Source organism: uncultured Maribacter sp. (assembly GCF_947496775.1).
In the GTDB taxonomy this organism is placed as follows: Bacteria; Bacteroidota; Bacteroidia; order Flavobacteriales; family Flavobacteriaceae; genus Maribacter_B.
Genome location: NZ_CANMDU010000001.1, coordinates 16,247 through 31,930, shown reverse-complemented (window position 1 = coordinate 31,930; position 15,684 = coordinate 16,247). Strand labels below are relative to the sequence as shown.

General features: G+C 32.2%; 14 protein-coding genes. 10 read left to right on the top strand and 4 right to left on the bottom strand.

The annotated features are described in order from the left end of the window. The first annotated feature begins 30 nt into the window (after window positions 1–30). From Q0856_RS00130 to guaB, 6 genes are all read left to right on the top strand, one after another. Window positions 31–1,143 (top strand): imelysin family protein, encoded by a 1,113-nt coding sequence (locus tag Q0856_RS00130; protein ID WP_298501505.1) that lies wholly within the window; start codon window positions 31–33, stop codon window positions 1,141–1,143. A gap of 85 nt (window positions 1,144–1,228) precedes the next feature. Beyond that, complete coding sequence (locus tag Q0856_RS00125) at window positions 1,229–2,599, top strand: HTTM domain-containing protein (protein ID WP_298501503.1); 1,371 nt, start codon at window positions 1,229–1,231, stop codon at window positions 2,597–2,599. Next, window positions 2,580–5,006, top strand: a complete 2,427-nt coding sequence (locus Q0856_RS00120; protein WP_298503015.1) for a TonB-dependent receptor — start codon at window positions 2,580–2,582, stop codon at window positions 5,004–5,006. The genes Q0856_RS00125 and Q0856_RS00120 overlap by 20 nt, the downstream gene beginning before the upstream one ends. Before the next feature lie 18 nt (window positions 5,007–5,024). Continuing rightward, window positions 5,025–5,483, top strand: a complete 459-nt coding sequence (locus tag Q0856_RS00115; RefSeq protein WP_298501501.1) for a heme-binding domain-containing protein — start codon at window positions 5,025–5,027, stop codon at window positions 5,481–5,483. Window positions 5,484–5,487: 4 nt separating this feature from the next. Continuing rightward, window positions 5,488–5,988 (top strand): hypothetical protein, encoded by a 501-nt coding sequence (locus tag Q0856_RS00110; protein ID WP_298501499.1) that lies wholly within the window; start codon window positions 5,488–5,490, stop codon window positions 5,986–5,988. A gap of 52 nt (window positions 5,989–6,040) precedes the next feature. Further along, entirely contained in the window at window positions 6,041–7,513 is a 1,473-nt protein-coding gene (guaB, locus tag Q0856_RS00105; RefSeq protein WP_298472693.1) for an IMP dehydrogenase, read from the top strand. Window positions 7,514–7,590: 77 nt separating this feature from the next. On the opposite strand, the gene Q0856_RS00100 is transcribed toward guaB, so the two are convergent. Together Q0856_RS00100 and lysA are read right to left on the bottom strand one after the other, a co-directional pair. Continuing rightward, window positions 7,591–8,127 (bottom strand): DUF255 domain-containing protein, encoded by a 537-nt coding sequence (locus tag Q0856_RS00100; protein WP_298472692.1) that lies wholly within the window; start codon window positions 8,125–8,127, stop codon window positions 7,591–7,593. A gap of 239 nt (window positions 8,128–8,366) precedes the next feature. After that, window positions 8,367–9,617: a diaminopimelate decarboxylase gene (gene lysA / locus Q0856_RS00095; RefSeq protein ID WP_298472690.1), complete on the bottom strand. Its 1,251-nt coding sequence runs from the start codon at window positions 9,615–9,617 to the stop codon at window positions 8,367–8,369. A 167-nt stretch (window positions 9,618–9,784) separates the two neighbouring features. On the opposite strand from lysA, the gene Q0856_RS00090 reads away from it, so the two are divergent. The 3 genes from Q0856_RS00090 to Q0856_RS00080 all read left to right on the top strand — a co-directional run bounded on the left by Q0856_RS00090 (window position 9,785) and on the right by Q0856_RS00080 (window position 12,311). After that, window positions 9,785–10,417: an LON peptidase substrate-binding domain-containing protein gene (locus Q0856_RS00090; RefSeq protein WP_298501496.1), complete on the top strand. Its 633-nt coding sequence runs from the start codon at window positions 9,785–9,787 to the stop codon at window positions 10,415–10,417. 88 nt (window positions 10,418–10,505) lie between these two features. Further along, complete coding sequence (gene sucC / locus Q0856_RS00085; protein WP_298472684.1) at window positions 10,506–11,699, top strand: ADP-forming succinate--CoA ligase subunit beta; 1,194 nt, start codon at window positions 10,506–10,508, stop codon at window positions 11,697–11,699. 276 nt (window positions 11,700–11,975) lie between these two features. Next, on the top strand, window positions 11,976–12,311 hold the full coding sequence (locus Q0856_RS00080) for a hypothetical protein (RefSeq protein WP_298501494.1): 336 nt from the start codon (window positions 11,976–11,978) through the stop codon (window positions 12,309–12,311). 35 nt (window positions 12,312–12,346) lie between these two features. Here the strand turns inward: Q0856_RS00080 and Q0856_RS00075 are convergent, their stop codons facing one another. Then, a complete protein-coding gene (locus Q0856_RS00075) occupies window positions 12,347–12,730 on the bottom strand; it encodes a DUF1456 family protein (protein ID WP_298501492.1) in 384 nt (127 codons plus the stop codon). A gap of 222 nt (window positions 12,731–12,952) precedes the next feature. Here Q0856_RS00075 and Q0856_RS00070 point away from each other — a divergent pair, with 222 nt between their 5' ends. Then, a complete protein-coding gene (locus Q0856_RS00070; RefSeq protein WP_298501490.1) occupies window positions 12,953–13,387 on the top strand; it encodes an Hsp20/alpha crystallin family protein in 435 nt (144 codons plus the stop codon). A gap of 258 nt (window positions 13,388–13,645) precedes the next feature. Here Q0856_RS00070 and uvrB read toward each other — a convergent pair whose 3' ends face one another. Continuing rightward, window positions 13,646–15,634, bottom strand: a complete 1,989-nt coding sequence (gene uvrB / locus Q0856_RS00065) for an excinuclease ABC subunit UvrB (RefSeq protein ID WP_298501488.1) — start codon at window positions 15,632–15,634, stop codon at window positions 13,646–13,648. Window positions 15,635–15,684: the final 50 nt, after the last annotated feature.

Genomic DNA, 15,684 nt, shown 5'->3' with positions numbered 1-15,684 from the left:
GATTAGTTTTAAAAAGATAATTTACATGTTATGGTTAAAAGATTTTTTACAGTAATTATTGTCCTAATTTTAGGTGTTTCTTGTTCCTCTTCATCTGATGATTCACCAGAAGGAGGAGGTAAAGATAATTTTGATAGAGGGGTTGTCTTAATCAATTTAGCGGATAACATAATTATACCATCGCTTCAAGATTTAAATTCTAAGCTAGAGGATTTAAATTCAAAAAAAGATATTTTTATAGCTACACCAAATCAAGAGAATTTAGATAATTTACGAACTTCGTGGTTAGCAGCTTATAAAGTATGGCAATATGTAGAGATGCATAACATTGGTAAGGCCGAAGAAATTTTATATTATTTTCAAATGAACATATATCCCACAAATACCGCGGATATAGAAGAAAATATTTCATCAGGAAATTATGATTTAACACATGTTAATAATAATGATGCAGTTGGTTTTCCTGCTTTGGATTATATGTTATACGGTTTAGGGGTTAATGATGATGCAGAAATACTTGTTAAGTATACAACAAATGCAGATGCTGCTAATTACAAAACATATTTGTCTGATGTAGTAGTTCAAATGAAAAATTTAACGGAAACAGTATTAAATGATTGGACGTCATCCTATAGAACTACCTTTATAGGTAGTACATCTAATACGGCTTCAAGTGCCTATAATAAATTAGTAAACGATTTTATTTTCTACTATGAAAAAGGGCTTAGGGCAAACAAAATTGGAACACCTGCGGGGAACTTTTCAACAAATCCTTTACCAGATAGGGTAGAGGCTTTATATAATAAAGAAGCTTCTAAAGTTTTAGCTTTGGAAGCCTTGAAAGCAACGCAAGACTTTTTTAACGGTAAGAAATATAATGGTAACACAGAGGATAAAGGCTATAACTCTCATTTACAGAGTTTGAATAAGGAGAATTTAGGAAATCTTGTGAATAGTCAATTCAATACTGCTCGTCAAAAAATTAATGATTTAGAGGATAGTTTTTATAATCAAATAAACACAGATAATACTAAAGTAACTCAAGCCTATGATGCTTTGCAATTAAATGTTGTTTCTTTAAAGGTGGATATGTTGCAAGCCTTTAATATTAGTGTAGACTATGTGGATGCAGATGGAGATTAGTTATTAGAAAATATATTTGAAAAGGTTGTCTATATGGTTAATGGACGACCTTTTTTTGTTTAATTATAAGGTGTAAGATAAACTCATGGAAATTAATGCGTATTTAAATAGGAAGGTCTCTAGTTCCTCTTTGGTAGTTTTTCGTATTGGTTTTGGTATAATGATGTGTTTAAGTATTGTTAGATTTTGGCTTAAGGGCTGGATAGAAACGTTATATATTTCTCCTAAATTTCATTTTAAATATTTCGGTTTTGAGTGGGTAAAGACAATAGGAGATTATACTTATTTACTTTTCCTTCTGTGCGGAATATCTGCTTTTTTTGTTGCAATAGGGTATAAATATAGATTGTCTATTGTAATGTTTTTTCTAAGCTTTACTTATATAGAGTTAATGGATAAAACTACCTATTTAAATCACTATTATTTTATAAGTATTACTAGTTTTTTGATGTGTTTTTTGCCAGCTAATGTGTCTTTTTCAATAGATGCTATTATTGCAAAAAAGGAATATAAAAAAGTTCCTAAATGGACAGTTGATTCTCTTAAATTGGTATTGGGAATTGTTTATTTTTATGCAGGTTTGGCGAAAATTAATTCTGATTGGTTATATAAGGCAATGCCCCTAAAAATATGGCTTCCGTCTAAATACGACCTACCAATTCTTGGGGAAACATTAATGCAAGAAAATTGGTTTCATTTTGCGATGAGTTGGTCCGGTATGCTTTACGATTTGTTAATACCTTTTTTGTTGCTTTATAAAAGGACAAGGATATTGGCTTTTGTATTAGTAGTGTTTTTTCATGTTTTTACAAGAGTTTTATTTCCAATAGGAATGTTCCCGTATATTATGATTATAGGTGCTATTATATTTTTTGATAGTGAGTTTCATAACAAAATTATAACCATAATTAAAAAGTTATTAAAACCTATAAATAATTTGTTGTTAACCTCGAATATCTCTGTAAATAGGAAAAAAGCAATTAAGCCTTATAAAAAAAGTATAGTATTTATTGTTGGTTTATTTCTAGTTTTTCAATTGTTATTTCCTTGGCGTTACCTATTGTATCCTGGAGAGTTGTTTTGGACTGAAGAGGGATATAGATTTTCATGGAGGGTTATGTTGATGGAGAAAATGGGAATTGCAAACTTTAAAATCGTAGATGCTGAAACCAAAAAGTTTTTCTATGTGGATAATTCTGACTTTTTAACACCTTTACAAGAAAAACAAATGAGTTTTCAGCCAGATTTTATTTTGGAGTATGCGCATTTTTTGGGTAATCATTTTACTAAACAAGGGTATGAAAATGTACAGGTGTTTGTAGATTGTTATGTGGCATTAAATGGAAGATTAAGTCAACCATTTATAGATAAAGAAGTAAATTTGTATAAAGAAAAAGAGTTGTTTAAACATAAGCAATGGATATTACCATTTAATGATGAAATTAAAGGATTATAGAGTATTAGTTGTGTTTTTTATGTGTAGTATTTCTTTAAGTGCTCAATATAAAATATCGGGAGTAATTGTTTCTCAGAATGATAATTCGGTTTTGGAAAACGTTGAGGTGTATGATAAAGCCTTGGGCAAAATAACGACAACTAATAAAGATGGGTACTACGAGTTTGTTACTAAGAAAGAAAACATTACATTGGTGTTCTTTTCTTATAATTTTAAAGTGTTTGAAGAAAGCCTTGTTGTAAATAAAGATGCTGAGTTAAGTGTTTCACTACAGTCCTTGGGGGAAGAGTTATCCGAAGTAGAAGTTACAGCAAGAAAAGCTAAAGTTTTTGAGATTAAACGATTAAAAGATGTAGAGGAAACTTCTATATATGCTGGTAAAAAAACTGAAGTTGTATTAGTGGAACAATCTATGGCTAATTTAGCTTCTAATAATGCAAGACAAATATACAGTCAGGTAGCGGGTTTAAATATTTATCAGAATGATGACGCAGGTTTGCAACTTAATATTGGCGGAAGAGGATTGGATCCCAATAGAACGGCAAATTTTAATACGCGACAAAACGGATATGATATTAGCGCCGATGTTTTAGGGTATCCAGAAAGTTATTATACGCCTGCAGCAGAGGCCCTTAAAGAAGTGCAGATAATTAGAGGAGCTGCTTCTTTGCAATACGGAACTCAATTTGGTGGTTTGGTTAATTTTATAATGAAAGAGCCAAACCCAAACAAATCCATAGAACTAATTACTAGAAACACTATAGGTAGTAATGGCTTGTATACTAATTTTACAAGTTTAGGGGGTACAAAGAAAAAATTTAGTTATTATGCTTTTTTTAATTTTAAAAAAGGAGATGGTTTTAGGCCAAATTCTGAATTTGAGTCAAAAAATGGGTATGTTCATTTAGGATATCAAATTTCTAAGAAAAGTAAATTAGAAGGAGAAATTACGTATTTAAATTATGTTGCTCAGCAAGCTGGTGGTTTAAATGATCAAATGTTTAGGGTTAATCCGTATCAAAGTAATAGATCTCGTAACTGGTTTCATGTAGATTGGCTTTTGTACAATTTAAAACTATCTCATGAATTTTCGGAAAAGACTAACTTTACTTTTAACTTTTTTGGATTAAACGCCTCGAGAGATGCTTTAGGGTTTAGAACAAATAGAGTGGATCAGATTGATCCTGGATTGGAAAGAGACCTGATAAAAGGAGATTTTAATAATTTTGGTTTCGAAGCTCGGATTCTTCATAATTACAACATTTTTAAAAAGAAATCTACATTTTTAATTGGCTCTAAATTTTATAAAGCAGATAATACAGGACAACAAGGGCCTGGATCTAATGGTAGTGACTCCAACTTCAATTTTCAATTGCAAGATTATCCTAATTACACGAATCAATCCCAATACGAATACCCAAATTTAAACGCAGCACTTTTTGGAGAGAATATTTTGTATTTGTCTGAAAAGTTGTCCTTAACTCCCGGTTTTCGGTTAGAATATATCAAAACTGAAAGCGACGGTTTTTTTAAGAATATAAATACAGATGCAGCAGGTAACGTAATTTTAAATGAGACCATTGAAGATAGTGATAAAAGAGAGCGTTCTTTTGCTCTTTTAGGAATTGGAATAGGATATAAGCCAAAAGTAGATGTAGAAGTTTATGGTAATATATCTCAGAACTATAGATCGGTAACTTTTTCGGATATTAGTATTGTTAATCCTGCCTTTATCATTAGCCCAGATATTGATGACGAAAAAGGGTTTACTACGGATTTAGGTGTAAGGGGTAATTATAAAAATTTGATATCCTATGATATTGGTTTTTTTGGGTTGTTTTATAAAGAAAGAATTGGTTTTATTCAAAAAGTGCTTAATGATGGTAGTGTTAAAAGTGAGAGAGGAAATGTTGGCGACGCAGTAATGTATGGAGCAGAATCATTGATAGATTTTAACTTGAATAAGCTATTTATTAATAGTAATAAGTTTAGTTTTAACTATTTTGTAAATACATCGGTAATTGATTCAAAATATACAAAATCGCAAGAGAACGGAGTAGAGGGTAATAAAGTGGAATTTATACCTAATTTAAATTTTAAAACAGGAATAAGATTCGGGTATAAGAACCTATTGTCAAATATTCAATATACTTACCTTTCCCAGCAATTTACAGACGCATCTAATTCTGTTGAGGGTAATTTAAGTGGTGTTATTGGTGAGATTCCAGCGTATAATGTCTTAGATTTTTCGTTATCCTATAGTTATAAGAGTTTTAAGCTAGAAACTGGTATAAATAATGTTTTAGATAAAGCGTATTTTACTCGACGAGCTACAGGGTATCCAGGACCAGGAATTATAACCTCTGCTCCGAGAAATTTTTATGCAACACTTCAATTTAAACTATAATAAAAAATATACATCCTTATGAAAAAAAATATCAAAAAAATCTTTGTTCTATTCTTTATTGTACTTGTAGTAATGCAATTTTTTAGCCCAGAGTTAAATAATGCAGATTTTAGAGATGTTGCAAATTTTGAAAAAGAGACAAAACCTTCTAAAGAAGTTGTAGCTATTTTAAAAAACAATTGTTATGACTGCCATAGTAATAAAACGGAATACCCTTGGTACTCTAAAATATCTCCAATTTCACTATGGATGGCAGATCATATAGAAGAAGGTAATGAGCATTTTAATCTTACCGAGTGGAACGCGTATAGCGATAAAAAGAAAGACCATAAATTAGATGAGTTAATAGAGGAAGTTGAAGAGAACAAAATGCCTTTAAAGGAGTATACCTGGACACATGGTAGTATTACCGAAGAAGAAAAAGAAGCTTTAATTAATTGGGCGAAAAAGACTCGTGCAATTTATAAGTTGAACTAATAGAATGCAGTACAATGGATTTTTATTGTCATTACCAAAAGAGGTAAAAATCTTTATAGGAGCATTTGTTATTATTCTTTCCGTTGGTTTTTATACAGGCTTGTTATTTGTAAATGAAACAAGTGCAGGGACACCGTCTGGGATACAAGAAAATTACCAGGGCAATGAAGAAGATGAAGATGCTGAGATAATGAAATTTAAAAAGAGTGAACGAGAAATGTTAACCACAGTGCATACGCATGTATTATCAATGTCACTTATCTTTTTTTTGTTAGGAGTATTAGTTTGGTTAACTAAGGCTCCCAAAAAAATAAAATTGTTTTTAACGGTAGAACCTTTTCTATCGGTTATGCTAACTTTTGGAGGAATTTATTTTCTTTGGACGGGAATTGGATGGATGAAATATGTGGTTATTTTCTCTGGTATACTAATGACTTTAACATTCCTATTTTCTTCCCTTATGGTGTTTTTTCAATTGTTTTATAAGTCTAACCGCTACGCTTAAATATTTCCGAAATAAAATACCTATATTTGCACGCAATTAATCCTTAATTGCTATGCAAGCACATCTTGATAAAATTGTTGGAGAAGGTCTTACTTATGATGACGTACTCTTAGTTCCTGCTTATTCCGAAGTACTTCCTAGAGAAGTTAGTATAAAAGCAAAATTTACACGTAATATTACCATTAATGTTCCAATTGTATCCGCAGCGATGGATACCGTAACAGAATCACGTATGGCTATTGCTATGGCTCAAGAAGGAGGTATAGGAGTCCTTCATAAAAATATGACCATTGAGCAGCAAGCGATCAAAGTGCGTAAAGTAAAACGTGCAGAAAGTGGAATGATTTTGGATCCAGTAACAATGCCGTTAGATTCTAAGGTTAGTGATGCAAAAGCTAATATGAAGGAGCATAGTATTGGAGGAATTCCCATAGTAGATGATAAAGGAAAGCTCATAGGAATTGTAACCAATCGTGATTTGCGTTTTGAAAAGAATGATAATAGACCTATTTCGGAAGTTATGACTTCAGAAAATTTGGTAACAGCAGCAGAGGGAACGTCACTTGCTGAGGCTGAAGATATTTTACAAGAACACAAAATAGAGAAATTACCAGTTGTAGATAAAGATAATAAGTTAGTAGGTTTAATAACCTTTAGAGATATTACTAAACTTACGCAAAAACCTATAGCGAATAAGGATCAGTATGGTCGATTACGTGTAGCAGCCGCTTTGGGTGTTACTGCCGATGTTGTTGATAGGGCAGAGGCATTAGTAAATGCTGGAGTAGATGCTGTGGTTATAGATACTGCTCATGGGCATACTAAAACTGTTGTTGCTGCACTAAAATCTGTAAAAAAGAAGTTTCCAAAACTAGAAGTAATTGTTGGGAATATAGCAACTGGTGAAGCTGCTAAATATTTGGTAGAAGCGGGTGCAGATGCTGTTAAAGTAGGTATAGGGCCTGGTTCTATATGTACTACTCGTGTCGTTGCAGGTGTTGGTTTTCCTCAATTTTCGGCAGTGTTAGAAGTTGCTGCGGCTATTAAAGGTAGTGGAGTGCCAGTTATTGCGGATGGTGGTATTCGTTATACGGGAGATATTCCTAAAGCAATTGCCGCAGGTGCGGATACAGTAATGTTAGGTTCTTTATTGGCAGGAACCAAAGAATCTCCGGGAGAAACTATTATCTATGAAGGTCGTAAGTTTAAATCTTACCGAGGAATGGGTTCTGTAGAAGCTATGAAACAGGGTAGTAAAGATCGTTATTTCCAAGATGTGGAAGATGATATTAAAAAATTAGTACCAGAGGGTATTGTTGGTCGTGTTCCTTATAAAGGAGAATTATTCGAGAGTATCCATCAGTTTGTAGGTGGTTTACGTGCGGGTATGGGATACTGCGGAGCAAAAGATGTAGAGACATTACAAAATACAGGTCGCTTTGTTAAAATTACAGCAAGTGGCATAAATGAAAGTCATCCACATGACGTTACTATAACTAAGGAATCTCCTAATTATAGTAGATAAAAAATAGAATTAAAGGCATATAAAAAGAGCTGTTATATAACAGCTCTTTTTTTTTGTATCTAATAAGTATAGTGTTTTTATTTTCCTTCTTCGCCTTCGTAAGCTTGCCAATTTTTGTCTTTGTGAATGTTCTCGCCAAAGTATTTAGCTACTTTTAAGAAAGGTTCTGGTTTTTGATAGCCAGGTAATGGAGAAAGCATATTCATTTTTTCATCCAAGAATATAGTGGTAGGGTAGTTTACTTTTCCTTGCATTAAAGCTGCCGCAAATTCATGGTATCCTCTACTTGGAGCTGGTCTAGGGACAAATTTAAAAGTTTTTCCTTTAAATTCGATAGCTTCTTTTCTTTCTCCATCCAATTTAACCATATAATAGTTTTTGGACATATATGCTGCCACCTCGGCATTTTGAAAAGTGTCTTTATCCATTTTTTTGCACCAACCGCACCAATCTGTATATACATCAATAAATATTTTTTTAGGCTCTTTTTCTGTTTCAGCTAATTTAGCAGCTTCTTCCCAAGTCAGCCAGTTTACTTCTTGTGCTGAAGAGGTGAGGGTAATAAAACATAGTAGAATTAGATAAAGATATTTATTTGTAATTTTTATTTTCATGAGTATTTTTTTTAATTAGTCTAATTGCTATTACAAAACTAACGAATTTATGCATTAAATATTTTGTTTAGCATAGTGGTAAGCACTTATGAAATAGGAATTTCTCTAGCGAAAAATAGTTTTATATGGCGTATTGTAGTAGTTTGTTTTTAGCCCTATACAGTGCATTAGTAATTTACGGTAAGTCTATTTGGATAAAAAAAAAGCCTAAACATTTGTTTAGGCTTTTTTTAGTTTACTTAAGTTTGAGGACTTAATTTCTTTTTTTCCACAGGTTGTGAAAATAAGTTTTTTACATCTACTTGGTTTTTAATTAAATCATCAAAAGTTTCTCTTTCTCTTATTAAAATCGCTTTGCCGTTGTGCCATAATACTTCTGGCGGCCTAAATCTAGAATTGTAATTACTAGCCATGGTAAAACAATAGGCGCCTGCATTTTTAAAGCAAAGGATATCACCTTCCGATATTTCGTTTATTCTTCTATTGCTAGCAAAAGTGTCCGTTTCACAAATATAACCAACAACAGAATAGTATCTTTCTCGTCCTTCTGGGTTAGAAATGTTTTCTATTTGATGATGAGAGCCGTACAACATTGGTCTTATTAAATGATTAAAACCAGAATCGATACTTGCGAAAACTGTAGATGTGGTTTGTTTAACTACATTTACTTTTGCTAAAAAGGAGCCAGCTTCACTTACTAAGAATTTTCCAGGTTCAAATGCCAAGGTTAATTCTTTTCCGTATTCCTTACAGAATTGGTTAAAACGAGTACTTAGTTTTTTTCCAAGTTCTTCAATGTTAGTTTCTATATCACCCTCTTTATAAGGAACTTTAAAACCACTACCAAAATCTATAAAATCCAGGTTTTTGAAATTCTTGGCAGTTTCAAAAAGTATTTCCGACGCATATAGGAAAACATCAATATCTAAAATATCACTACCTGTATGCATGTGAATACCATTAATATTCATTTTGGTAAGATCTACAATGCGCAATAAATGCGGAATTTGATGTATGCTTATTCCAAATTTAGAATCAATATGTCCAACAGAAATATTAGAGTTTCCCCCTGCCATTACATGTGGGTTAATACGAATACAAACAGGAATATTTGGATGTTTGCTACCAAATTGTTCAAGTATAGATAAGTTGTCTATGTTTATTCGAACACCCAGTTTAGCTGCTTGCTCGATCTCTTCTAAAGAAACACCGTTTGGTGTGTATATAATAGATTCTGGTTTAAAACCAGCTAGTAACCCTAGTTCTACTTCTTGAATAGATACCGTATCTAGCCCGCTACCTAAACTATTCATTAGTTTTAGAATAGTTACATTAGAAAGTGCTTTACAGGCGTAATTTAATTTTAGTTTGTTAACTCCACTGAATGCTTTTGTAAGTCTCTGAAATTGGGAAATAATTTTTTCAGAATCATATACATAAACAGGGTCGCCAAATTTCTTAGCGATTTTTAGTAGGTCTGAATGCTTCATAATTAGTCATAATTTTAAACGAATTTAGAATACTAATTTAAGATGGGCAAAAAATAAAACAGCAATGGTAATAAATACAACAAATTGTGTTATTTATAACAATTTATAAAAATGAGCTGGTTTGTTAAGAAGTAGATTAGGTGGTATATTTATTAAAAATAAGTACTATGAGATTACCAATGTTTCCTTTACAGTCTATTTTCTTTCCGGGAGAAACAGTGCCACTTCATGTATTCGAAAGGCGGTATATTCAGCTTATTGAAGATTGTAGGGAAGAGGCAATTACTTTTGGAATACCAGTTTATTTAGATGGTGTTATAAATTATGGGGTAGAGGTGCAGTTAGTGGAGGTTGTGAATAGTTATGAAGGTGGAGAGATGGATGTAATTTGTGTTGCAAGGCAGGTTTTTGTTGTGAATAATTTTCTGTCTCCCGCAAATGGCAGGTTATATCCTACTGGAGAGGTTTCTCTTATAGATTTGGACTATGTTTCTAATTTAGATTTAAAAAAAGAGGTAATAGGGAGAATTCAAGAGCTATATGCCCTTATGAATGTAGCATTTAAGCCTTTGGAATTAGGAAAATTTAATAGTTATGTTCTTGCTCATAAGATTGGTCTTTCTTTTAAACAAGAATATCAATTATTGCAAATGCCTAAAGAGGAAGAACGTCTAATTTTTATAAAGGCGCATCTGCTGGGTACGATAGAGGTTTTAAAAGAAGTGGATAGAACAAAGAAAACTATTGAGCTAAACGGGCATTTTAAGAATTTTGACCCTTTAGATTTTGGCGAGATTTAATTTTCAAAAGGAATTAGCTTTGTTTTTTCATTAGGCTAAAACCTTTTCGTTTCCTATTTTTGCATCCAAACATTAAGAAACTAGATATATGAATCTTCACGAATATCAAGGAAAAGAGATATTAGCAAGTTTTGGCGTACGCATTCAAAGAGGTGTTGTGGCGCATAACGCAAAAGAGGCTGTGGATGCTGCAAAACAATTAACGGCGGAAACTGGTACCGGATGGCACGTAATTAAAGCTCAGGTACATGCAGGTGGTCGTGGTAAAGGTGGCGGAGTTAAGCTAGCAAAGAATTTAAAGGAAGTAGAAGAAATTGCAGGAAATATAATAGGGATGAATCTTGTTACTCCGCAAACTTCTGCAGAAGGAAAAAAAGTACATCAGGTTTTAGTTGCGGAGGATGTTTATTATCCTGGCGATAGTGAGACTAGTGAGTTTTATATGTCTGTTTTGTTAAATCGTGGTACCGGTAGAAATATGATTATGTATTCTACAGAAGGAGGTATGGATATTGAGGAAGTAGCGGAGAGTACGCCGCATTTAATCTTTACAGAAGAAATAGACCCGGCAACAGGTATATTACCTTTTCAGGCAAGGAAAATTGCTTTTAATTTAGGTCTATCTGGAACTGCTTTCAAAGAAATGACAAAATTCGTTGCTTCTTTGTATAAAGCGTATGTGGAGAGTGATTCTAGTATGTTTGAGATTAATCCAGTATTAAAAACTTCAGATGATAAGATTATGGCTGTAGATGCCAAAGTATCTATAGATGATAATGCTTTATATAGAAGAAAGCAATATGCAGAAATGCGTGATTTACGTGAAGAAAATGCTATTGAGGTAGAGGCAGGTGCTTTAGGTCTTAACTATGTAGATTTAGATGGTAATGTGGGTTGCATGGTTAACGGAGCTGGTTTAGCCATGGCAACTATGGATTTAATTAAAATGGCAGGAGGAGAACCTGCTAACTTTTTAGATGTTGGTGGAACGGCAGATGCTAAAAGAGTGGAAGAGGCTTTTAGAATTATTTTAAAGGATCCAGGAGTAAAAGCAATATTGGTTAATATTTTTGGTGGTATTGTTCGTTGTGATAGGGTTGCAGAAGGTATTGTGGCTGCTTATAAAAATATGGGAGACGCAATTAAAGTTCCTATCATTGTTCGTTTGCAGGGAACTAATGCTGAGTTAGCAAAAGAAATTATTGATAATTCTGGATTAGCGGTTCAATCGGCGGTACAATTTCAAGAAGCTGCAGATAAAGTAAAATCGGTTTTAAGCTAGTAAAAATTATAATTTTCTTAAAGGGCAATGATTTTATCATTGCCCTTTTTTTGTTTCTTATTTTTATAGATAACTTTTTTAGTTATTTATTGAACACCAAGTGGTGGTGTTTGTTAAATTATTGATTATTAATAATTTAATTTTCAATTTTGAAGTGAATAGGCAAGGGTTTAAAGGATTAATTTTTTGTTAAAATGTATTTTTTTCTGTAACAATTTGTAACTATCGCTCGTCTTTTAAGTATAACATCAATCATTTAATCAAAAAAAACAAGTCATGAGAAAAATTAGTTTAGTATTAGTAGCTGCAATGTTACTTTCTGCAGGTAGTATTTTAGCAAACGATTTCAACGGAGTAAATCCAACTAAAACCTTAAAAACTCAAATTTCAAAATTATTAACGGCTAATGTTTTAACCGAAAGCGAGGTTAATGCAACAGCGCAAGTTCGCTTTACAATTAATAAAAATCGCGAGATTGTAGTTTTGTCTGTAGATACTAACAATAGTAATATAGAGAGTTTTGTTAAAGGTCGTTTAAATTATAAGAAGGTAGCTTTAGCGCAATATGTAGAAGGAAGATTATATATAGTCCCAGTTCGTATTGAGAGTTAGAGTAAATTTTTAGATTATATAAAAGTCCTGATTAATCAGGACTTTTTTTTGTTTTTATATTTAGTAGAACTTAAATCTTTGTTTGCGTTTTTTAGTTGTTGCGCTTTAAAATCTGGTCTTTTGCTTCTTGAGTTAGAAGAAGGGGCTTTAGGAATTGGTTTAAAAGCATTAGCTAAAGCTTCAGCTGGTGTTCTTGGGTTTTCTTTTGTGCCTCTTAGATGAATAACTAGTCCGTTTAAAAAGTTACGTAATACTTGGTCTCCGCACTCCATATATTTGGGGTGGTCTTCGTTTCTGAAGAAAGCACCCAATTCGCTTTTCGAAATATTGAAATCTACTAGTTTTAATATATCTACAATATTATCATCACGAAGCATTAGAGCTACCCTAAGCTTTTTAAAAATATCATTATTTGTCATGCTGTAATTTCAATTTTAGCGCAAGGTATTATAAAATGTCTAATCAAAGGTTGTGTGTTATTTATTATTTACGGAACAGGGGTAAAATTGCAAATAATCCTAAGTGTCAAAATGGCACACTTTATTTCGTCAACACAGACAAAATGTCACTTATGTGTGATTGGTATATATATTGACTATTATTCTAACATCACATAAAGTGTAATTTAAAAAAATATAATTATGAATATAGCAAAAAGAAATGAAGTGTTTTTACCTTCTTTATTAGATGAAATTTTTAAGCCAGATTGGTTTGGTGGAATTGAAAATCATGCAGCAAAAATACCTCCTGTTAATATCTCGGAAAGTGATGAATTTTTTGAAATAGAATTGCTAATTCCTGGAAGAAAAAAAGAAGAATTTGTAATAGAAATTGATAAGAATATTTTGTCTGTTTCTGTTTCAAATGAAGAAAAAAAGGAAGGTGAAAAAGAGCATTCTAATCGAAAATATACTAAAAGAGAATTTAAAAAATTAGCTTTTAAAAGAGCTTTTAATTTACCAGATTCTATCATAGAAGAGAAGGTGAGTGCTTCTTATGAAGATGGAATTTTAAAGTTTGTTTTACCTAAAAAAGAAGAAGCTTTGCTAAAGGAGAAAAGGCAAATATCTTTATGATAATTTTTCACTTTTCATTTTATTCTGTGCTAAAGAGTAGAATATTTAAGTGATTTTTTTGGTTGGTTGATTTGTGAGCGTTTCAAGAAATTGAAACGCTCTTTTTTAGCTTAAAATTGTTTATTTTACAAATTTAGTCTTGTCTAAAAATGTATGTTAAAATATTTTAAACCAGTATTTTATGTTATTTTATGTAAAGTTTTTATTTGATTTTTAAGTTTTTTAGAAAAACCACCTTACTATAGTTGAAATATACACTTATTTTTGTTTTTGGAGTAATTTTATTTCATCTCTTAGTTTAGCAGCTTGCATAAAATCTAATTCTTTTGCGGCAGCTTCCATTTGCTTTCTTTTGTCCTTTATCAATTTTTCAATTTGCTCTTTTGTTAGATAATCCATGTCAGGTTCAGCAGCTCGTAATTCTTCTTTTTGGAAGTGATATGTAGAGACGGAATTTTTTGCAAGAGCACTATCTAAACTTTTATTTAATGCTTTTGGTGTTACATTATTTTTTAGATTATAAGCAATTTGTTTTTCTCTTCGGTAAGTAGTTTCGTTCATAGTTTTTTGCATGCTTTTTGTAATTTTATCTGCATACATAATTGCAAGTCCATTTAGGTTTCTTGCTGCTCTTCCAATGGTCTGTGTAAGGGATCTATGACTACGTAAAAATCCTTCTTTATCTGCATCTAAAATTGCGACTAAAGATACCTCCGGTAAGTCTAATCCTTCACGTAATAAATTCACCCCAATTAGCACATCAAAAATCCCTTTTCTAAGGTCTTGCATAATTTCTACTCTTTCTAGAGTATCTACATCACTATGTATGTATCTACACCTAACATTTATTCTTGTAAGGTATTTTGCAAGTTCTTCTGCCATTCTTTTAGTAAGTGTAGTTACTAAAGTACGTTCATCCTTTTCTACTCTTTGTTGTATTTCTTCAATTAAGTCATCAATTTGATTTTCACTTGGGCGTACTTCAATTATTGGATCCAATAAGCCTGTAGGTCTAATTACTTGCTCCACAACCACCCCTTGGCTTAATTCTAATTCATAATCTGCAGGAGTAGCACTTACGTAAAGAACCTGTCCTTGTAATATTTCAAATTCTTCGAACTTTAAAGGTCTATTATCCATAGCTGCAGGTAATCTAAAGCCATATTCTACTAAGTTTTCTTTTCTAGAACGGTCTCCTCCATACATAGCATGTACTTGAGGAATTGTTACATGACTTTCATCAACCACCATTAAAAAATCATCGGGAAAGTAATCTAACAAGCAAAAAGGTCTTGTGCCAGGTTGCCTGCCATCTAAATAACGTGAATAGTTTTCTATTCCAGAGCAATACCCAAGTTCGCGTATCATTTCTAGATCAAACGTTGTGCGCTCTTCTAAACGTTTTGCTTCTAAGTGTTTTCCTATTTCTTTAAAGTACGCTACTTGCTTAACCATATCCTCTTGAATTTGGTGTATGGCGTTTTGTAACACATCTTGTGAGGTTACAAACATATTTGCAGGGTATATATTTAGGTTCTCGTATAACTCTATTACATTATTATTAAAAGGGTCAAAAGCTTCTATTTCTTCTATTTCATCACCAAAAAAGTGAATTCTAAAAGCATGGTCGGCATAGCTAGGAAAAACGTCTATAACATCTCCTTTTACTCTAAAATTGCCATTTTTAAAGTCAGTTGTTGTACGTGAATAAAGACTTTGGACTAGTTGGTGCATGAACTTTGTTCTGGCAATAACTTGGTCTTTTTTTATAGAAATAACATTCTTCTGAAACTCAATAGGGTTTCCAATACCGTATAAACAAGATACCGATGCAATTACAATTACATCTCTACGACCAGATAATAAGGAGGATGTAGTGCTTAGTCTAAGTTTTTCTATGTCCTCGTTAATAGAAAGGTCTTTTTCTATATAAGTTCCGCTAGTAGGAATATATGCTTCTGGTTGGTAATAATCATAGTAAGACACAAAATATTCCACAGCATTTTCTGGAAAAAACTGCTTAAATTCCGAATATAATTGCGCTGCAAGAGTTTTATTGTGGGCAAGAATTAAGGTAGGTTTTTGTACTGTTTCTATAACATTTGCTACAGTAAAAGTTTTTCCAGAACCAGTAACTCCTAAAAGGGTTTGGTACTGTTCTTTTTCATTAATGCCATTAACTAATTGTTTAATGGCTTGTGGTTGGTCTCCTGTTGGTTTAAACTCTGATACTACCTTAAATTTCATTTGTTAAAAATACAAAAGTAACATCATTTATTATGGCTAGTAGTGAGCAA